Origin of the sequence: Prosthecobacter sp., from assembly GCF_034366625.1 — a bacterium.
GTDB lineage: Bacteria > Verrucomicrobiota > Verrucomicrobiia > Verrucomicrobiales > Verrucomicrobiaceae > Prosthecobacter.
The window spans coordinates 15,765-35,209 of the sequence record NZ_JAXMIH010000010.1 but is presented as its reverse complement, the minus strand read 5'-3'; the positions used below and the strand labels follow the sequence as shown (position 1 = coordinate 35,209).

18 protein-coding genes are annotated in these 19,445 nt (G+C 59.7%); 13 read left to right on the top strand and 5 right to left on the bottom strand.

Annotated features, from left to right (window positions below; translation table 11 throughout):
* Nucleotides 1–190: 190 nt before the first annotated feature.
* The 3 genes from U1A53_RS12560 (at nucleotide 191) to U1A53_RS12550 (ending at nucleotide 3,993) form a co-directional block, all read left to right on the top strand.
* Complete coding sequence (locus U1A53_RS12560; RefSeq protein WP_322281355.1) at nucleotides 191–670, top strand: putative molybdenum carrier protein; 480 nt, start codon at nucleotides 191–193, stop codon at nucleotides 668–670.
* Nucleotides 671–1,201: 531 nt separating this feature from the next.
* Entirely contained in the window at nucleotides 1,202–2,518 is a 1,317-nt protein-coding gene (locus U1A53_RS12555) for a sodium:proton antiporter (RefSeq protein ID WP_322281354.1), read from the top strand.
* 17 nt (nucleotides 2,519–2,535) lie between these two features.
* Nucleotides 2,536–3,993, top strand: coding sequence for an efflux transporter outer membrane subunit (locus U1A53_RS12550; protein ID WP_322281352.1), 1,458 nt, complete (start codon nucleotides 2,536–2,538; stop codon nucleotides 3,991–3,993).
* Nucleotides 3,994–4,053: 60 nt separating this feature from the next.
* Here the strand turns inward: U1A53_RS12550 and U1A53_RS12545 are convergent, their stop codons facing one another.
* Both U1A53_RS12545 and ilvE read right to left on the bottom strand, forming a co-directional pair.
* Nucleotides 4,054–4,914 (bottom strand): L,D-transpeptidase family protein, encoded by an 861-nt coding sequence (locus U1A53_RS12545; RefSeq protein WP_322281351.1) that lies wholly within the window; start codon nucleotides 4,912–4,914, stop codon nucleotides 4,054–4,056.
* A gap of 62 nt (nucleotides 4,915–4,976) precedes the next feature.
* Nucleotides 4,977–5,864, bottom strand: a complete 888-nt coding sequence (gene ilvE, locus U1A53_RS12540; protein WP_322281349.1) for a branched-chain-amino-acid transaminase — start codon at nucleotides 5,862–5,864, stop codon at nucleotides 4,977–4,979.
* A 115-nt stretch (nucleotides 5,865–5,979) separates the two neighbouring features.
* Here ilvE and U1A53_RS12535 point away from each other — a divergent pair, with 115 nt between their 5' ends.
* The 3 genes from U1A53_RS12535 to rnhA all read left to right on the top strand — a co-directional run bounded on the left by U1A53_RS12535 (nucleotide 5,980) and on the right by rnhA (nucleotide 7,946).
* Nucleotides 5,980–6,942, top strand: coding sequence for a 3-hydroxy-5-phosphonooxypentane-2,4-dione thiolase (locus U1A53_RS12535; RefSeq protein WP_322281347.1), 963 nt, complete (start codon nucleotides 5,980–5,982; stop codon nucleotides 6,940–6,942).
* A 189-nt stretch (nucleotides 6,943–7,131) separates the two neighbouring features.
* Nucleotides 7,132–7,443 (top strand): DUF3817 domain-containing protein, encoded by a 312-nt coding sequence (locus U1A53_RS12530; protein WP_322281346.1) that lies wholly within the window; start codon nucleotides 7,132–7,134, stop codon nucleotides 7,441–7,443.
* Entirely contained in the window at nucleotides 7,440–7,946 is a 507-nt protein-coding gene (gene rnhA / locus U1A53_RS12525) for a ribonuclease HI (protein WP_322281344.1), read from the top strand. Before U1A53_RS12530 ends, rnhA begins: the two co-directional genes overlap by 4 nt.
* A 145-nt stretch (nucleotides 7,947–8,091) precedes the next feature.
* Here the strand turns inward: rnhA and dnaA are convergent, their stop codons facing one another.
* Nucleotides 8,092–9,528 carry a chromosomal replication initiator protein DnaA gene (gene dnaA, locus U1A53_RS12520; protein WP_322281342.1) on the bottom strand — a complete coding sequence of 479 codons (1,437 nt, stop codon included), beginning with the start codon at nucleotides 9,526–9,528 and terminating at the stop codon, nucleotides 8,092–8,094.
* 346 nt (nucleotides 9,529–9,874) lie between these two features.
* A complete protein-coding gene (locus U1A53_RS12515; RefSeq protein WP_322281341.1) occupies nucleotides 9,875–10,924 on the bottom strand; it encodes a DUF3500 domain-containing protein in 1,050 nt (349 codons plus the stop codon).
* Between the two features lie 190 nt (nucleotides 10,925–11,114).
* Between U1A53_RS12515 and U1A53_RS12510 the strand changes: the two genes are divergently transcribed.
* The 7 genes from U1A53_RS12510 (at nucleotide 11,115) to U1A53_RS12480 (ending at nucleotide 18,538) form a co-directional block, all read left to right on the top strand.
* On the top strand, nucleotides 11,115–12,773 hold the full coding sequence (locus U1A53_RS12510; RefSeq protein ID WP_322281339.1) for an ATPase, T2SS/T4P/T4SS family: 1,659 nt from the start codon (nucleotides 11,115–11,117) through the stop codon (nucleotides 12,771–12,773).
* A gap of 45 nt (nucleotides 12,774–12,818) precedes the next feature.
* A complete protein-coding gene (locus U1A53_RS12505; protein ID WP_322281337.1) occupies nucleotides 12,819–14,483 on the top strand; it encodes a GspE/PulE family protein in 1,665 nt (554 codons plus the stop codon).
* A 123-nt stretch (nucleotides 14,484–14,606) separates the two neighbouring features.
* Nucleotides 14,607–15,887 carry a type II secretion system F family protein gene (locus U1A53_RS12500; RefSeq protein WP_322281335.1) on the top strand — a complete coding sequence of 427 codons (1,281 nt, stop codon included), beginning with the start codon at nucleotides 14,607–14,609 and terminating at the stop codon, nucleotides 15,885–15,887.
* A 28-nt stretch (nucleotides 15,888–15,915) separates the two neighbouring features.
* On the top strand, nucleotides 15,916–16,578 hold the full coding sequence (locus U1A53_RS12495; RefSeq protein ID WP_322281334.1) for a prepilin-type N-terminal cleavage/methylation domain-containing protein: 663 nt from the start codon (nucleotides 15,916–15,918) through the stop codon (nucleotides 16,576–16,578).
* A gap of 65 nt (nucleotides 16,579–16,643) precedes the next feature.
* On the top strand, nucleotides 16,644–16,991 hold the full coding sequence (locus tag U1A53_RS12490) for a hypothetical protein (RefSeq protein WP_322281333.1): 348 nt from the start codon (nucleotides 16,644–16,646) through the stop codon (nucleotides 16,989–16,991).
* Between the two features lie 84 nt (nucleotides 16,992–17,075).
* On the top strand, nucleotides 17,076–17,870 hold the full coding sequence (locus U1A53_RS12485; protein ID WP_322281331.1) for a hypothetical protein: 795 nt from the start codon (nucleotides 17,076–17,078) through the stop codon (nucleotides 17,868–17,870).
* A gap of 23 nt (nucleotides 17,871–17,893) precedes the next feature.
* The gene (locus tag U1A53_RS12480; RefSeq protein WP_322281330.1) at nucleotides 17,894–18,538 is read left to right on the top strand and encodes a hypothetical protein; all 645 of its coding nucleotides are present in this window, start codon (nucleotides 17,894–17,896) and stop codon (nucleotides 18,536–18,538) included.
* A gap of 1 nt (nucleotide 18,539) precedes the next feature.
* Here the strand turns inward: U1A53_RS12480 and U1A53_RS12475 are convergent, their stop codons facing one another.
* Entirely contained in the window at nucleotides 18,540–19,358 is an 819-nt protein-coding gene (locus U1A53_RS12475; RefSeq protein WP_322281764.1) for a DUF3108 domain-containing protein, read from the bottom strand.
* Nucleotides 19,359–19,445 lie beyond the last annotated feature (87 nt).

Sequence of the window (19,445 nt, the reverse complement as noted above, 5' to 3'; positions counted from 1 at the left end):
GCGTCTCAGCTTCTCAGCGTCTCAGCTTCTCAGCGTCTCAGCTTCTCAGCGTCTCAGCTTCTCAGCGTCTCAGCGTCTCAGCGTCTCAGCGTCTCAGCTTCTCAGCGTCTCAGCTTTTCCGCTTTTCAGCTTTCAGAATGTGACTTCGTGCTTGCCGCATGCGCCGTTCTGCTTTCTTCTCAGGGCGAACATGGCCTTCAAACTTGTCATCCTCTCCGGCGCTCAGATGGGCGTGGAACGTGCCGCCCTCGACTGGGCGTTGAAATATGAGCTTCCGCACGGCGGCTGGTGCCCGCAGGGGGTGCTCTCTGCGGCGGAGCCGATCGACCCGCGCTACAAGCTCAAGGAGGGTGCCACGGACAGCCTGCTGGAGGCCATCACCTCCAATGTGCGCGATGCGGAGGCGACGCTGGTCTTTACCCTCGCGACCAAGGCCGCCGGCATGGCACAGAAGGCGCTCAGCAACGCGAAGAAGCAGAAGAAGCCGGTGCTGCATGTGCATCGCGGCATCCTCGGCGTCTCGGAGAAGATCGTGGCCTTCATCGACAAGTACTACATCCGCCGCCTGCACATCACCGGTTCCCTGGACACCGATGAGGCCGGTGTGAGCGACTGGGCGATAGGCGAACTGGAGAAGGCCAAGGGCATCATGGACCGGCGGCCGGAGTGATCCGGCGCGGCCAGGTCTTGCGCATGAAATGAGCTACGGGTCATGGCGCTCATACCCCGCGTCATCCAGTTTTGGGATTCCCGGGTGTTTGGAGCGATGGAGTGGTTCATCCTTCGCCGTCTTGCTTTCATCCTTCGCAGTAAAGCTACGGAGAACGGAACGGAGCACTGGAACGACGGGTGGGCGTGTGAACCAGGGAGTAACTTTCTCTGGTAAAAAATGGGGGGGGTAAAAGATCGGGAAACGACGGTTCCCATTTTTTACCGCCAATCTTTTACCAGCCAAGTTATTCGGGAGAATGGATGGAGTTCTGCATTCCAGCAGTCCACATCTCCATGACTCCATAGCTCCGAAGCCGAATGAGCACGAATAAGGTGGGGAAAGCCGGCTCTGCGGCCATTCGCGTGTCATTCGCGTGTCATTCAAATACATAGGACAGCAGAATGGGGACAGCAGAATAAACCGCTGCACGGCCTCTCCCGACAAAGCGTCAATTGACAAGGCGAACGCAACCCGCCTTGTGTCCGCCGCATGATTTTGCTCGCCGCTGCCGCCTCTCACGCCGTGCTTCCTCCCCTGGGGATGATCGCGCCCTTTGCCCTGCTGCTGCTGTGCATCGCGCTGATGCCGCTGCTGGCCCCGCACTTCTGGGAGCATCATTACCCGAAGGTGGCCGTCGGTCTGGGACTGGTGACGGCGGCGTATTATGCCTTCGTGCAGAAGGACTGGCATCCGCTGCATCATGCGGCGCATGAGTATGTGAGTTTCATGGCGCTGGTGGGATCGCTGTTTGTCATCTCCGGCGGCATCAACATCCGCGTGAAGGGCGAGGCGACGCCGCTGGTGAACACGCTCTTCCTGCTGATCGGCGCGGTGCTGGCGAACCTGATCGGCACCACGGGGGCGTCGATGCTGATGATCCGGCCGTGGATCCAGATGAACAAGTACCGCGTCACCGGCTTTCACATCGTGTTCTTCATCTTCCTGATCAGCAACGTCGGTGGCGCGCTCACGCCCATCGGCGATCCGCCGCTGTTCCTGGGCTTCCTGCGCGGCGTGCCGTTCTTCTGGGTGATGCAGCACTGCTGGCAGGCCTGGGCGCTGGCGGTGGTGCTGCTGCTGGCGGTGTTTTATGTCTTTGATGCCATCAACTTCCGCCGCGCGCCCAAGGAGGTGCGGGAACTGGAGACCGCGCATGAAGACTGGTTCTTCCGCGGGCTGCTGAACGTGCTGTGGCTCGGCGTGGTGCTGGGCGCGGTGTTGCTGCCGAAGAGCCTCCAGGAAACCACGGTGGCCGGTGTTGTTTCCCTTCCCGCGCTCGTGATGTTCGCCGCCGCTGTGGCTTCCTACTTCACCACGAGGCCGGAGGTGCATGAGGCGAACGATTTCAACTTCGGCCCGGTGAAGGAGGTGGGCTATCTGTTCGTGGGCATCTTCCTGACGATGATCCCGGCGCTGCAAATCCTGCAAAGCGGCGAGGCGGTGCAGATCGACACGCCGATGCAGTACTACTTCGCCACCGGCGCGCTCTCCGCCTTCCTCGACAACGCGCCGACCTACCTGTCCTTCCTCGCCGCCGCGATGGGCCAGCAGCATCTCTCGGTGGATTCGCCCGCCGATGTGATGACCTTCGCCGCCGGGCACGCGCCGCATCTCATCGCCATCTCGCTCGGCGCGGTGTTCTTCGGCGCCGGGAGCTACATCGGCAACGGGCCGAACTTCATGGTCAAGGCGATCGCTGACAAAGCGAAGGTGCATGCACCGTCCTTCCTGGCCTACATGCTGCGTTTCTCCATCCCGGTCCTGCTGCCTGTTTTGATTGTGGTGGGATGGATCATGGTGAAATGACGAAATCAGAAATCCGAATGACGAACGAAGCCCCAAATCCGATGCCCGAGGCCGCCACAAGCTTCGTCATTCGTCATTCCGCCGCTGCCGTTCTGTGTTTGTGCATCGCCGGCTGCGCCTTCTTCCCGCCTTTGGGCAGCAAGCGTCTCAAAACCGACGTGGCTGCGCTCCACGGCACCGCGCCGGCGAAGTGGGCCGCGCTGCCGGGCATCCCCAAGAGCGCCGCCACCGGCTGGCTCGATGAATTCGGCAGTTCCAGGCTGCCCGCGCTGGTGCAGCAGGCCGTGGCTGCCAATCCCAGCCTCAAGGCCACCGCCGCCCGCGTCGAGCAGGCGCGTGCGCAGTTGATGCAGGCCGGCTCAGGCCTGTTCCCGGCCCTGACCTCCTCCGGTTCCGCCAGCCGCACGCAAAGCCCGGGAGACCAGCGCTTCCCCGGCATCAACCCGATCGCCAACCGCTTCAACGGCAACTACCTCAACCTGAGCTGGGAAATCGACTTCTGGGGCCGCGTGGCCGACACACGCCGCGCCGCCAAGGCCGGTTCCGAAGCCGCCGAGGAAGACTGGCACGCGGCGCGTCTTTCGCTCGCCTCGACCACGGTGCAAACCGCCGTCAGCCTGGCCGAGGCCGAGAGCCTGCTCGCGCTGGCGCAAAGCAACGTGACCACACGCAAGGTGCAGCTCGGCATCCTCGAACGTCAGATGGACCGCGGCATCGAACCCGAACGCGCCGCGCTGGATGTGAGCCTGAGCCGCGCCGACCTCGCCCGCGCCGAATCCACCGTGCAGCAACGCCGCGCCACAGCGGATCAAACACGCCGCACGCTCGAAACCCTGCTCGGTGGCTATCCCGCGGGCACTGAACGCGGCCTTGGCTCCCTGCCCTCGCTCAAGCGCGGCATTCCCGCCGGATTGCCCTCGGAGATGCTGCTGCGTCGTCCCGATCTGCGCGCCGCCGAACGCCGCCTGGCCTCCGCACTCGCCAGCGAAAGCGCCGCGAAGAAAGCGATGCTGCCCAGCATCCGCCTCACCGGCTCGGCGGGCCGCACCTCGCAGCAGATCGAGCAGATCATCCGTCCCGAGTCCGCCATCTGGAACCTCGGCACCCAGGTCGGCCAGACCTTGTTCCAAGGCGGCTTGCTGAAGGCTGGCGTGGATCTCCAGCGCGGACGCTACCATGAGATCCTGCAAACCTACGCCGACAGCGTGCTCACCGCCTTCCGCGAGGTCGAAACCGCGCTGGCCGCCGAGCAATTCCTGCTCCAGCAGGAGTCCGCCCTCGAACGCGCTGCCAGCGAGGCCGAACGCGCCGAACAACTTGCCCTGAGCCAGTATGAGAAGGGATTGAGCGAGGTTTTGACCCTGCTCGACACCCGCCAGCGCGCCTTCGATGCCCGCAGCACGCTGACCAGCGTCAAAGCCCAGCGCCTGCGCAATCGCGCCGCGCTGCATCTCGCGCTCGGCGGGGAGTTTTGAAAGTAGGCCTGTTCCTGTGGAACAGGTTGCTGGTCTTGTTGCGCAGCAACAAGGCAACGTTCACTCGATGAAGAGCGTCTCACCGGGCCGCATCCTCGAGATGCGTTTTTTCATCGGGACGATGGCACGGCGGATGGTTTCCGTCTGCCGGGGTTTGGATTCCTTCTTCTGCGGCTTGCTGCTTGCGAACAGCGTGGTTCGCGCGGGCGGCGTGTGTGTCACGCTTCTCGCGGCAGGAGTTGCAGGAGCGGCTTTCGCGGGGGACGCGGCAGCCACGACTCTCGCGGGTGGGGCAGAAGGCGCGGGTGCGATGTCGATCTCATCGCTGCCGATCTGGATGGGTTCTTCGTTGGCAGCGAAGGAACCGTGGCCGATGATTTGCACTGGCGTGCCATGCGGTGTCTCGCGGTAGAAAATGGCGGCCATCTTGGTCGGCAGGCGGATGCAGCCGTGGGAGGCCGGATAGCCGGGCAGATAGCCCTCATGCATGCCGATGCCACCCACGATACGCATGAAGTAACGCATGTTCGCGCCGACAAACTTCGTGCCCGGCGGCTGCGGATCTTTGCGTGTATCGACATCGCTCACCACCGTGTCTCCGCTGGAATCGATGTACGAGCCGAACAGCGAGGAGCGGTGATGCAGATCCTTTTCGATGATGCTGAAGCGGCCGTTCACCGTGCCCGTGCTCTCCTTCCCCGAGGAAATCGGCGACATGCCGACCAGTTCGCCGCCTTTGAAGTAGTGAATCCGTTGTTCGCTCAGATTGATCACGATGCGGGGCGGTCCAACGACACCGTCGCCTTTCCACCATGCGCGATTGTCCACCGGCGGGAGGTTCGCCTGCGGCGCGGTGGCGCAACTGCTGAGAACAACCACAGCGGCAGCAAGGGAAAGAGCGAGGCTTCGCGCAAATGTCATGCGCCCGAATGCTGCATCGTCCGTGCCAGATTTCCAGAAGGAATCAGGGCAAAAATGCCGGATCACGCGTACGGCACCGGGGTGCCGGTGCTGTTGGCGAGCGCCTTGAAGCGTTGCGTCAGCTCCTGCGTGAGCTTGCCGGGCTTGCCATCGCCGATGGGGCGGCGGTCGTACTGCACGGCGGAAATGACCTCGGCGGCGGTGCCGGTGAGGAAGCATTCGTCGGCGGTGTAAACGTCGAAGCGCGTCATGACGGCCTCAATGCAAGGCACGCCCATCTCCACGAGGATTTCCATGACCGCGCGACGGGTGATGCCGTCGAGAGCGCCGGAGGAGATCGGCGGCGTGGTGACCTTGCCGTTCTTCACGATGAAGACGTTGTCGCCGGTGCATTCGGAGACGAAGCCCTGATCATTGAGCATGATGCCCTCGTCACAACCGGCCTGGAGGCACTCGATCTTGGCCATGATGTTGTTGAGGTAATTCAGGCTCTTCACCTGCGGGCTGAGCGCGGAGGAGTTCGGACGGCGCGTGCCACAGGTGATCAGGTTCAGACCCACTTCATAACGTTCCGCCGGATACAGCGAGATGCTGCTGGCGATGATGATGACACCGGCCTTCGGGCACTGGTAGGGATTCAAACCGAGCGAGCCGACACCACGTGTGATGACGAGGCGGATGTAGCCGTCGCGCAGCTTGTTCGCGGCCACGGTGTCGAGCGTGGCTTTCTCCATTTCCTCGAAAGGAATCGGGATCGTGAGGCAGATCGCTTTGGCGCAGTCGTACAGGCGGTGCAAATGCTCGGTGAGACGGAACACGCGACCATTGTAGATGCGGATGCCTTCAAATACCCCGTCGCCATAGAGCAGGCCGTGGTCGAAGACGGAGATCTTCGCCTCGGATTCAGGAACGAGCTTGCCGTCAAGGTAGATGAGGAGGTTTGCAGACATGAGCCGCGTAGAAACCACAGGCGGGAGGGTTTTGCAAGCGCTGGCAATATGCTTGCACGGGACCGATTCAAGCCCATCGTGCGCGCCCTTAAACGAACCCTGAACACCCACGACCATGGCCGACATCCAAACCAGCGCTGCTGACAAGAAAGACAAGGAATTCTTCACCCACGTCCCCCAGGAGGCCCCCGGCTTCTTCCTGAAGGGCTGCCACCAGTATGACTGGGGCCTCAAGAACCGCCTCAGCAGGGTCTTCAATCCCAAGGACGGCCGCACCGTGATGCTCGCCTTTGACCACGGTTATTTCCAAGGCCCGACCACCGGCCTGGAGCGCGTCGATCAGACGATCCTGCCCCTCGCCCCATATGCCGACTGCCTCATGCTCACCCGTGGCATCCAGCGCAGCGTGATTCCCGCCTCCACGACCAAAGCCATCGCCCTGCGTGCCTCCGGCGGCACCTCGATGATCAGCCCCATGGAAGAATGGGAAGGCGAAATCGACGGCAAGAAGGCCAAGTTTGGCCGCCCCGGCTTTGAACCGCTCTCCAATGAAAGCACCGCGCTCAACATCGAGGAAGCCATCCGTCTCAACGCCAGCGTGCTGGCCGTGCAGGTGTTCATCGGCAGTGCGTATGAGCGCCAAAGCCTGAAGAACCTCACCGACCTCGTCGATGCCGCCAGCCGTTACGGCATCGCCGTCATGGGCGTGACCGCCGTGGGTCGTGCGATGGCCCGCACTTCGCAGTATTTCCGCCTCGCCACCCGCATCATGGCTGAACTCGGCGCGAACGTCGTGAAGTGCTACTACACCGACACCGAGTTCGACACCGTGACGAGCTGCTGTCCCGTGCCGATCGTGATCGCCGGTGGCAAGAAGCTGCCCGAACTCGAAGCCCTCCAGATGTGCGCCAACGCCATCGCTCAAGGTGCCAGCGGCGTTGATATGGGCCGCAACATCTTCCAATCCGACGCCCCCATCGCCATGATGCAGGCCGTCCAAGGCGTGGTCCACGGCGGCCTCACTGCCGAGCAAGGCTTCGCCAAATACAACGACCTGAAGGCTTCCGGCGTGAAGTGATTCGGACTCGTCCTCAACTCATTCGAAAACTCCGGTCGTCGCAAGGCGGTCGGAGTTTTTTTGTTCAACGCGAATGGAACCGGAATGGCCGCGAATGCTCGCAAATTCAGGCATTCGTGTTCATTCGCGGCCATTCGAGAATATTCGCGTTTGTCATTCAACAGGTGCCGTCTAAAAGCACCGCACCCGATGAAAAACCCCGTCTCCTTCCTGCGCTCTGTCGCCCTGCTTGAAGCCATCTCGTATTTGATCCTCCTGTTCATCGCCATGCCGCTCAAATATGCGCTGGGCATGCCGATGGCGGTTAAAATCGCCGGCTCGGTGCATGGCGGCTTGTTTGTGGTGTTCGGTTTTGCACTGCTGCGTGTGCTCATGACGACGAACTGGCCGTTCAGTCGCGCGGCGCTCGTGTTCATCGCCTCGCTGCTGCCGTTTGTGCCCTTCTTCATCGACCGCCGCATGCGTGCGTGGGCGGCGGAATCCCATCAGACTCCGGCGTGAAGAAAGTCGTCATTCATTCCGACGGCGGCTGCCACGGCAACCCCGGCCCCGGTGGCTGGGCCGTTGTGCTGGCCTACGGCAAGCATGTGCGCGAACTCAAAGGCGGCGTTCCCGCCACCACGAACAACCGCATGGAACTCCAGGCCGCCATCGAAGCCCTGCGCATTTTGAAAGAGCCCTGCGAGATCGACTTCCACACCGACTCGCAGTACGTCCGCCAGGGCATCAGCCAATGGATCGCCAGTTGGAAACGCAACGGCTGGCGCACCAGCGCGAAACAACCCGTCAAAAACGCCGACCTCTGGCGCGAACTCGACGCTGCGACCGCCCACCACAAAATCCACTGGCACTGGGTCAAAGGCCACGCCGGTCACACCGACAACGAACGTTGCGACGAACTCGCCAACGAAGCCATCGCCGCCGTCAAAGCCAGCCACACGCCCCAGCAGCTCGTTGCGCTGCTGGAGGAGTTTAAAGCGGAGACGGATGCGCAGCTACTGTGAGAATCTTCATGCCGAGCATCTTTACCGCCGTTGGCGCGGAGGTGTCGGCGATGATTCCGCAATCTTCGCTCAAGGCGCCGGTGAAAAAGATCGGAGTGAGGAAGTAACTCTTCCGAGTTGAATCATCATCGCGCTCCGAGGGGGCTCACCCTTCGCGGATTTTTCCGGCGAGGGAATCGAGGGTGCGCTTGAAGTCGTTGGAGGCGTTGAGGTTGTTGGTGACGACTTTGCAGGCGTGGATGACGGTGCCGTGGTCGCGGCCACCGAATTCATCACCAATCTGGACCAGAGGCAGCTTGGTGAGCGTGCGCACGAGGTACATGGCCACCTGGCGGGCTTCGGCGATGTTTTTCGGACGCCGCGGGCCGGTGAGGTCGCTGACACGCAGATCGTAATGCGTGGCCACGATGCGCTGCACGCGATCCACAGTGACGGTCTTCGACTGATCTGCGTCGATCACATCATGCAGCAGCGTGGCGAGGGCGGATTCCGTGGTGACGGCACCTTCGAGCGAGACATGGGCGGCGACGCGCATGAGCGCGCCTTCGAGTTTGCGCACGTTGGCACGGATGTGCTGCGCCATGAAGTCGAGAATCCAGGAGTCGAGAGCGACATTGAAGTCGCTCTGCTTGCGGCGCAGGATGGCGATGCGTGTTTCAAAGTCCGGCACCTGAATCTGAGTAGCGAGACCCCATTCAAAGCGTGAGACGAGGCGGCTTTCGAGATTTTTGATCTCGCTCGGCGGACGGTCGCTGGCGAGGACGATCTGCTTCGCGTTGTTGAAGAGCTCGTTGAAGGTGTGGAAGAACTCCTCCTGTGTGCTGTCCTTGCCCTCGAAGAAGTGCACATCGTCGATGAGCAGGACGTCGAGCTTGCGGAATTTCTGGCGGAACTGGCTGAAGGTCTGCTTCTTGATGGCGTCCACAAACTCGTTGGTGAACTGCTCGGAGGTGACGTAGCGCACGTTGGCGCGCGGCTTGCGCGCGAGCACCTCCTGGCCGATGGCCTGCATGAGATGCGTCTTGCCAAGACCGGTGGGGCCGTAGAGGAACAGAGGGTTGTAGATGCGGCCCGGTTTTTCAGCGACAGCGCGGGCGACGGCGACGGAATAGCTGCTGTTGGTGCCCACGACGTAGCTGTCGAAGTTGAACTTGGCGTTCAATCCGGCCTCGCTGAAAAAACGAATCGGCGCCTGATCGGCGGCGGTGATGCGCGCGGCCTTGAGTTCAGGCAGCGGTGCAAAGGAGGCGACGGGCGTTGGTTCGGTGGCGACGTGAAATTCGATGACGGCAGGAACACCTGTGACCTCGGCCACGGCATCCGCCACGGCAGCGCTGTGATTGCTTTCGATCCAGAGCTGATGAATCGGATTCGGCACGGTGATGATGAAGCGCCCGTCATCAGCGAGACGCGCGGAGGTGCCGCTGAAGCATCGCTGAAAATTATCGCCGCCAAGCCGGCTCACCAACACCTCGCACACACGATCCCAGACCGTGGGAGCAAGCGTGAACAGTTCCGTGTGCGCATGATGATCTGATCCATTGAGGGAAGGTTGATTCGTGTTTTCATCGTTACGCGCCATGATGAGGTTCTCCGGGAGAGTGAGGTCGAAAGTGGATTGGGAAGCTGTGCCGAAAAAAATTCAATGGAGCAATCGGGAGGCCAGTGAATGTTTTTTTAAACGACAGCACTTTGTATGACGAAATCGACACGTGTCACAAGTTCTTCTTCGATATATTTTTTGAAATTTTCACGCAAGCAGGTGAAAAAAATCAAAATCAATTTGCACTCCGCAGTGAAGATTTTCGCAAGCGGATGTGAACAAGCTGCGAACAGCATGGGAATAGCTGTGTGCAACCGCCATCAGGCACGCGAATTGCGTGCATTCAAACCTGAATGAATCTTCATGCCGCAATGCGACAACGACTTCAATGCGCCTTCTTCAGATGCTCACCGAGCAAATCGCGGCCAAAGTCGCCGTCGAAACTGCGCCAGACACTGTGAACGTGGTTGGCGTCGTTCTGCGTGTTGTCGTACTCAAGCAGGAAGGTCTTCCCTTGAACGCGATAATAGTGCGGTTCGCCGCGCTCCTTGCCGCCGGCCCAGCCGAAATAAACCGGCCCGCTCTTTTGGATCTCTGCACGAGCCTCGTCGGCGATTTCCGGACGCAGGCGTGTGAGATATTCATCAATCAGGCGCGTGAGCATGGCTTTCTGCTTTTCATTGAGTTCGGAATCCGCGAGTCCAGCGGGTGACAAAGCGCTGACCTTGTGTTCGGCAGCGGTGATCATCTCCTTGGGGGCGATCTCGGCCACCAGTGCCGCTTTGAATTGTTCCGGCGTGAGTGTTTTGACCAGTTCGCGCCCCAGTTCCTCTTCCACAGCAAGCACACGCAGCCCGGTGAGAGGCCCCTGGCGGATTTCGCCGGGATTGGTGCCCATGAAGGAGGGGGTGGCACGAAGAAGCTGACCGTCCTTGATGGTGAAGTTCAGTGAGAGATGATGGCCTTCGACACGCCAGCCCCAAGAACCTTTGTCCGCAGGTTCGCCAAAGATGGAGACAAAATATTTTTCAGGATCACGCTTCTCGCGGACGGCGGCGCGCTTCGCTTCATCCGCTCCCTCCATTTGATAGAGAACTTCTTCGAGACTCATGATGGTGACGGCTTTGGCGGAGCCGCGGAAGCTGAGACCTGTGTTTAACAGAGCATGGGCGAGCAGGCGCTGCTGTGGCGTCATCTCCTTCATGGGCAGTCCTTTGCGCTCACGTGGGATGAAATGCCAGTTTTCACGTTCCTCAGCGGCGAACTCGAAGCCGGCCTTCGCCTTTTGTTCAGGCGTAAGAGCGGCGAGGAACACTTTGGCGATGGCCGCCATCTGTGTGCCCGCATCATGGGCGGCGGCCGTGCGCGGAGTGAAACTGGCAAGAACAAGGCAGAGGCCGAGGAGCGGGGCGGTGAGGCGCTGAGAGAGGTGCATGAGGGTGAATCGTCGTGATTGAGTCGCGGGGCAAGTCGAACGCTGGCAGAAACGGTGGTTTGTCATTCATCCTCATCAAATTTCATGCCGCACGCGCCGATTCGTTGACACTTTCCAGCGCGAGGTTGTAGTCTGGTGATTATCGAAAAATACCGTTCGCACCTCCCACCCGCCAAGCAGACACGTTTACATGTACTCCAATGAAACATACCTACTCGAACAGCTCCAAGAATCCGGGCTGCTGACCGAGCGTGACATCCAGCAGACAAAAGGAGGCCTGAAACCCGGAGAGAGCATCATTGAGGTGCTGATCAAGGCGGGGACGATCTCGGACGAGCAGATCGCGCAGATGGTCGCGGTGAACTCCGGCATGGAGTACGTGGATTTGAACGGGTTCGAGCCGCATGGCGGTCTGAAGGCGCTTGTGCGTCTCGATGTTGCGTTAAAATACAAGATCGCGCCGCTGGGAACGAATGGCAGCACCTTGCAGATCGTGGTGGCCGATCCGTATGACTTTGAAACGCTGGACGCGCTGCCGCATGTGCTGCAGCCTGACATTGAGTACTACTGCTCCACGCCTGCGCTGATCAAGACGCTCCAGGCCAACATCTACGGCAACGAGGCGGTGATGGGAACCATCAGGGCCAAAAACACCGATGGTACCGTGACCGATGACGACGCCCCGGTCATCAAGCTGGTGACGAACATGCTGATGGAGGCGTTCAAACAGAAGGCCTCGGACATTCACGTCGAGCCGCTGGAGAAAGACATCCGCATCCGCTACCGCATGGACGGTGTGCTCATTGATGTGGAGCATCATCCGAAGCGCCTGCATTCCGCGATCATCGGACGCCTCAAGATCATGACCGGTTCGATGCAGTTGGATGAAAAACGCATCCCGCAGGACGGACGCATCCAGATGGCCTACAACGACAAGGAGATCGACATGCGCGTGTCGGTCATCCCGACGAACAACGGCGAGAGCGTGGTCATGCGTGTGCTCGACAAGAGCAGCCTGAAACTCGGTCTCGTGGACCTGGGCTTCCTCAGCGACGACCAGGCTACCTTTGAGCAGCTTATCACGCTGCCGGACGGCATCATTCTGGTCACCGGCCCGACCGGTTCAGGCAAAACCACGACGCTTTATGCCTGCCTCAATTTCATCAACCGCCCCGACCGCAAGATCATCACGGTCGAAGATCCGGTCGAATATGAGCTCGCAGGGATCAATCAGGTCATGGTGAAGGAGGAGGTCGGCATGACGTTCGCCGCGGCGCTTCGCGCCATGCTGCGCCAGGCGCCGAACATCATCATGCTGGGGGAAATTCGAGATTTGGAAACGGCCTCCATTGCGATCCAGGCCTCGCTCACCGGCCACCTGGTCTTTAGTACGCTGCACACGAATGATGCACCAAGCGCCGTGGCCCGTCTCAGTGACATCGGTGTGAAGCCGTTCCTCACCGCCTCCGCCGTGCGTGCGATCGAGGCGCAGCGGCTGGTGCGCAAGCTGTGCCCCGACTGTAAATCCTCCTCCACTCTCAGCGATCGTGAACTGCGCGCGCTCGGGCTGGAAGCCTCCCAGCTTTTGGAGGCCACGGTCAACGGCGCGAACGGCTGCTCCAAGTGCCGTCAGGGTGGTTACCGCGGCCGCATGTCTCTCGTGGAGATTTTCAAAATCGACGACGAAGTGCGCAACATGATCAACCAGCAGCTCACCACGCCGCAACTCCGCAAACGTGCGCGCGAGCTGGGCATGCGCACCCTGCGTGAAGACGGCATCCGCAAGGTGCTCTCCGGCATGACCACCGCCGAAGAAGTGATCGAAGCCACCATGTCCGATGCCGATTGAGTTTCCCCGGCATTCCCCAACGAATTCCATTCCTTACAGACGACTATGACACCTCAGAATGTGGTAGAGATGCTCGAAAACCGGGGCGTGATCGACAAAGGTCTCGCCTATGACATTGAGCAGGATGCCGTGCAGAACGGCAAAGACATCGTCCAGGTGCTGCTGGATTACAGTATCTACGCCAATGAAGACGAATTCTGGGCCCAGGTGGCCGATGAACTGGGCGCGGATCACTTCGATCTCGACAACTTCGAGCCGCCGCCGTCGGTCATTGCGCTGATTCCAGCGGGCATGGCACGCCTTTACGGAGCGTTTCCGATCACCCTTGATGCGCAGGGGCTGCATGTCGCCTTCACTGATCCACTCAACCCGCAGCTCGTCGAAGACCTGCGCTTCGGACTCGAAAAAACCATTGTGCCAGTGGTTGCACGCCGCAGCCAGGTGCAGAACTTGATCGAAAGGCACTACGGCAGCGGAGCGCCCAGCATCGAGGAAATCTTCGGTCAGCTCGGCAAGGGCGGCAAAGACGGCGCCTCGCCCGAAGTGGAGGCAAATTCGGCCCCCATCGTTAAATTCGTCGATCTGGTGATGCATCAGGCCATCAAGGAGCGTGCGAGCGACATCCACTTCGAGCCGTTCGAGCGCGAGTTCAAAATCCGCTACCGCGTGGACGGTGCGCTGTATGAAATGGCCCCGCCTCCGGTGCATCTGGCGACTTCCATCATCTCCCGCATCAAGGTCATGGCGAACATGAACATTGCGGAGCGCCGCATCCCGCAGGACGGGCGCATCATGACCACGGTGGGCGGCAAGCCGGTGGACATGCGCGTGAACTCGCTGCCCACACAGCATGGCGAATCCGTGGTGCTTCGTGTTCTTGACCGGTCCTCGGTCAATCTCGATCTGGAGGTGCTCGGCATGCAGCCCTTCCTCTTCGATTACATCGTGGAGACGATTCACAAGCCGAATGGCATCTTCATCGTCACCGGCCCCACCGGAGCGGGCAAAACCACCACGCTGTACGCCTGCCTGCGCCGAATCAACACCATCGACTGCAAGTTGCTCACCGCCGAAGATCCAGTCGAATATGAACTGGATGGCATCATGCAGGTGCCGATCAACGAAGCCGTGGGCCTGACCTTCGCCAAAGCCCTGCGTTCCTTCCTGCGCCAGGATCCCGACCGCATCATGGTCGGTGAAATGCGTGACCTTGAAACCGCCCAGATTGCGATCCAGGCCTCGCTCACAGGCCATCTCGTGCTCAGCACGCTGCACACGAACGATTCCGCCGGTGCGGTGACACGTCTGGTGGACATGGGTGTCGAGCCCTTCCTGGTGTCCGCCACACTGGAGGGGGTGCTGGCCCAACGTCTGCTGCGCACCATCTGCAAAAGCTGCCGCTCACCGTATGAGCCAAGCCTGCACATTTTGAACCAGCTCAACCTCTCCCCTGAAGATTTGGGCGGGAAGCATTTCTACACCGGTTCCGGCTGCTCCTCCTGCGGCAGCAGTGGCTACAAAGGCCGCAAAGGCATCTACGAACTGCTCCATGTCACCGATCCCATCCGCGAACTCATCACGGGTCGTGCCCCTTCCATCGTCCTTCGCCAGAAGGCCATCGAACTGGGCATGGTTACCCTTCGCGAAGACGGCCTGCGCAGCATCTACAATGGCGACACGACCATCGAAGAAGTACTGAAATACACCTGATCCTCCCGAAGGCCACCAACGTTCCCTTTCGAGAGCATCCTTGCTCATTTATTTGATGGACAGAACGCCCGTCGCCCCGGTATTCTGAATTTACCCTGAACAAACGCCTCCACGCCACGCCTTATGCCCAAGTTTCATTACATCGCCCTGGATCAGAACGGACAGGAAACCGCCGGAGACCTTGATGCTGCCTCCGAGGCGGACGCCATCAATCAACTTCGCCAGTCCGGCCTCTACCCGACCAGTGTCGCCGCCGAAGGACAGGGCCAGGCAGCCGCAATCAAGAAGCGCGCCAAATCGACCACCAAGGGCAAGGCCAAGGTCGTCAAAGTCGGTGCCAATGCCAAGGTGAAGAGCAAGAGCCTGATGATTTTCACGCGCCAGCTCGCCACTCTCATCGACTCCGGCCTGCCATTGCTGCGTGGTCTCACCGTGCTGGGCCGCCAGGAGCCAAATCTTGTGATGAAGGGGACGATCAACACGCTCGCCGACAATGTGCAGACGGGCAGCACCTTCTCCGAAAGCCTCCAGCAGTATCCGCGCATCTTCAACAAGCTCTACATCAACATGGTGAAGGCCGGCGAGCTTGGTGGTGTGCTAGAACTCGTGCTCAACCGCCTCGCTGAATACCAGGAGAAGGCGCAGAAGCTCAAAAACAAGATTGTCGCCGCGATGGTTTACCCCATCATCGTCATGTGCATCGCCGCTGCCATCATGGTCTTCCTCATGATGGTCATCGTGCCCCGCTTTGAAACCATCTTTGAAGACATGCTGGGCAGCAAGGACAAGCTCCCCGAGCTGACCAAATGGGTCATCGGTTTCAGTCGCAACATGTTTGAGTACAAGTGGTATCTGCTGGGCGGACTTGTTGGAAGCATCGTGAGTTGGCGCGCCTTGGCCGCCACCAAGGGCGGACGCCGCTGGATCGACCGTACCAAGCTCAAACTTCCGCTGTTCGGCGATGTGCAGCGCAAGACCGCCATTTCCCGCTTCACCCGCACCCTGGGCACGCTCGTCACCTCTGGCGTGCCGATTCTCCAAGCCTTGAACATCACCCGTGATACTGCGGGCAACACGATTGTTTCCGATGCCATCACCAAAGTCCATGATGCTGTGAAAGAAGGTGAGTCCATGGTGGCGCCGCTGGAATCCAGCGGCGTGTTTCCACCCATGGTGATCTCCATGGTCGATGTGGGCGAAGAAACCGGTCAGTTGCCCGAGATGCTCCTGAAAATCGCCGACGTCTATGAAGACGAGGTGGACAATTCTGTCTCCGCTCTCACCTCCATGCTGGAGCCGCTCATGATCGTGGTCCTCGCCCTCGTCGTGGGTGTCATCGTCATGGCTCTCTTCCTCCCGCTCATCGACGTGATCAAAAATCTCAGCGGTGGTGCCGGCGGCTGATCACGCCATCTTTCATCATCTAGCTTTCATGAAATCAACCCGTCTTAGATTCAACCCACGCGCCTTCACGTTGTTGGAGATGCTTGTTGTTATCACCATCATCTCCCTCCTCGCGGCGCTGACCATGGGCGGCTACACTTATGCCATGAACTCCTCGAAGCGCCGCATCACCACCGGCACATTTGAGGCGATCAAACTCTCCCTTGAGCGTTACAACTCGGAGTTCGGGGAATACCCCGAGGCCTCTGGTGATGCTCAAATGGTGGAAATTCTTCCCGGCAAAAGCTACGACACTTCTGGGGCGGCATGCCTGTATCAGGCCCTCACCGGCGATGGTTTCGACCAGATCAAGGGTGCCAGTGCTTCAGCGACATCAGACGAATCCTCCGCGCAATCGGATGGAAAGACAGAGGGGACTGCTGAAATTCGAAAAATGATGCTGGTGGAAGTTCCCCGAACCATATGGACCGTGAAAAACTCCCGATACATCATCATCGATGGATTTGGACGTCCTTTTCAGTATATCAAAGCAGCCACCCCGGAGACCGTTGGCGAAACTCCGGAGGCGACCACCATCAACTCCACCTACGACCTTTGGTCCTACTCCGAGGACGAGGTGAACACCACGCTAAAATCCATCGATACGCTGGACAAGGCGCAAGCGTCCGTCAAATGGGTCAAAAACTGGTGACACACGGTTGATGAATAGTTTTAAATCATCATTGACTGTCGATCTCAGGCAAAAATTAGTCCCCTATGCCGATCGGTCTCGCCATTGCCTCAATCCTTGCGCTGTTCATCAGCTTCTGGGCGTTGAACATTGCTCGTGATCCTCGTGTCTGGCGGCTTTGGTGGATGGATCTGCTGGGTGTGCTGGATGTGGACTCCGACCGTGAGCAACGGCGAGTACAGGAAACGCATATGTCGTTCATCTGCTACGCCTTGTTTGCTCTCCTTCTGGCCACCAGTCTTAGTGGTGCTTTCTGGACAGTTGATCTCGTGCGTGAGTACAAGCGCGATAAAACGCGTTTTGAACGTGCGATCGACAGTTCCAACCGCGAGATCGAAAAGGTCAAAAGCAAGCCGCAAAGCATCAAGCGCTGACCCTGGAGAACACGTCCTGGCGGGATTTTGGTTTGCACGCGGCGCTCATCGCTGCGAAGAAACGGCCCAATCCCCTCTTGATCCATGAACCGCCAGGAAAACCTCGAAGCCCTCTTTCGCAACGGCAAGACCGTCATTCTCCCCATCGACCACGGTTGCGCCATTCCCGTGCCCGGGCTGGAAAACCCCTTCCAGCTCATCGATCAGGTTAACGAGTTCGTCGATGGTTACGTCATGAACCTCGGTGTCGCCCTGCGTGCGGCGGACAGCCTCGCCGGCAAGGGCATCATCCTGCGAACCGATGTCTATAACACCCGTACCACAGGTGAGGGAGCCGGCAGCATCGGTGTCTTTGGTGTCGAAGAAGCGGAAATGGTCGGTGCCAATGCCGTCATGAACATGCTCTACCCTTGGTCCGCCTATGAGAAGGCCAACTTCCAGGAATGCGCCGATCTCATTCGCCTGAGCCTCGACACCGATATCCCCGTCATCCTCGAATCCCTGCCCTTCGCCCTCGGCGCGCCGGAAAAATATACCGTCGAAAATGTCAGCTTCTCCACCCGACTGGCGGCAGAGTTGGGTTCGGATGTGGTCAAGATCCCCTACCCCATCAACGGTACGGTCGATGACTTCCGCCGCATCGTTGGGCAATGCTTCGTCCCCGTCATCATTCTCGGTGGTGCCGCGATGGGAGACGACGCCGGCCTCTTGAAGATGGTGGAAGATGCGATGGACGCCGGTGCCGCAGGCATCGCCATCGGCCGCAACGTCTGGCAGCATAAAAACCCCGCCGCCATCGCCCGCAGCCTCGCCGCTGTTGTGCACGAGGACGCATCGGCCCTCGAAGCGCTCGCCCTGCTGAAAGAACCCGTGCGCTGATCCAGTTTCGCATCACGCCAACCATGAAACGACTGCTCCTTGCCGCCTGCCTTTGTGCTGCCACCTCCCTAGCTGCGCAGCAGCTTCAGATGTTTGAAATCAAGGCGGACGACTGGGCCGAGGGCGAACCACCGAAAGAGGTTTTTGTCGTCGATGGCACGATCAAGATCGCCTCACGCGACGGTAACAAGGCCATCGTCGTTGATCCCAATCCCATCACTGACGCGAGCGCCCAGCTTGCCATCTCCGCCAGCGGCAACGCCAGCATCGAGGCAAAAATCCTCGCCATCAAACGTGGCCGCAGCACACCGCGCTTCGGGGTTAGCGTACATGGCATGAGCGGCCATCGCCTCATGATCAATCCGGCCAAAAAGGCGCTCGAACTCGTCCGCAACGATCAAACGCTTGCTACCGTACCCTTCACGTGGACCAGCGAAGCCTGGGTGAAGCTCAAACTCGAAGCCAAAAAGGGAGGGGGAGATGCTTGGATCATCACCGGCAAAGCATGGCCCGCCGATGCCGCTGAACCCGCCGAACCGCTCATCAAGCACGAGGAAAAGGCACTCAAAGGCCAGGGCAAATGTGCCATCTGGGCCACTCCGTTCTCGGGAGAACCGGTTTTCTTTGACGACATCCGCATCAGCATCGAGGCAGCACCTGCTCCTTGATTCATTGGACGGGTGGTAGTTTGACCGTCATCGGGGTCGGAAGCGATGCCATAGCGCCCTTCCCTTGAAGCATTTTGATGTCCGTCATGCGTGCGGACATGTAGCCGATGAAAACGTCCGCGTGCATCTCCATGGGCACGCGCAAGGCATCATCCGAAACCCAGATCGTGGCGGTTTTCATCTTCTTGTAAGCGCTCAGCGTAAGCGTGCTGCGGTCAATCTTTCGGATCTGCAGTCCCACTTTGATGCAAGGGTGGCTTTTCCCGTCGAATGCCAGTGTTTCACGCCCCAGCACGGTGAATGTGGTCAGATACGGCTTGTCCCATGGCTGCACCACTCGGGTGATTTTTTGCCCGTTCTTCAGTTCCAGGCTACGGACGTACAGAATCACCGAAAGAAGGTCGTCCATCGGCCCATACGAACACAACGTCGTTGAAATCGCCGGTGTGCCTTTCCGTGGTTGAATGAGCGTTTCCGTGACCACTTGCTTTTTTTCAAAAGACACGCGGTAGCTGCAGGTTTCATCGCAGTCTGTTTCACTGTGTTGAAGAAAGCGCGCCCGCAGATCATCTCGATGCATGATGGAGGTCATCTCGCAGTCGTACTTCCACAGCGTTCGCGCAAAACCAGTGCTCGCGGCGGTGGCGTCGGCCCTCCAGTAATCCCCCGCCTCCCGCACGGTCAGCGTTGCCTTGCCCGCCGTGATCACATTGTTCCAGCCAAGTTCAAAGGTCAGTACGCAGGGCGGCACACTCAGGTGCGATCCCGCCGTGCCAGGCGTGAGCCCCTTGGTCCATTCCTGTGCCTGGGCACCCACCATGGAGTGGATCAGAAAGCAGATCAGCAGGAGCAGGCGATGCGTCATGTTCCCAGCATTCCCTCGATTTTCCCTTTTGCCAGCCTGTGT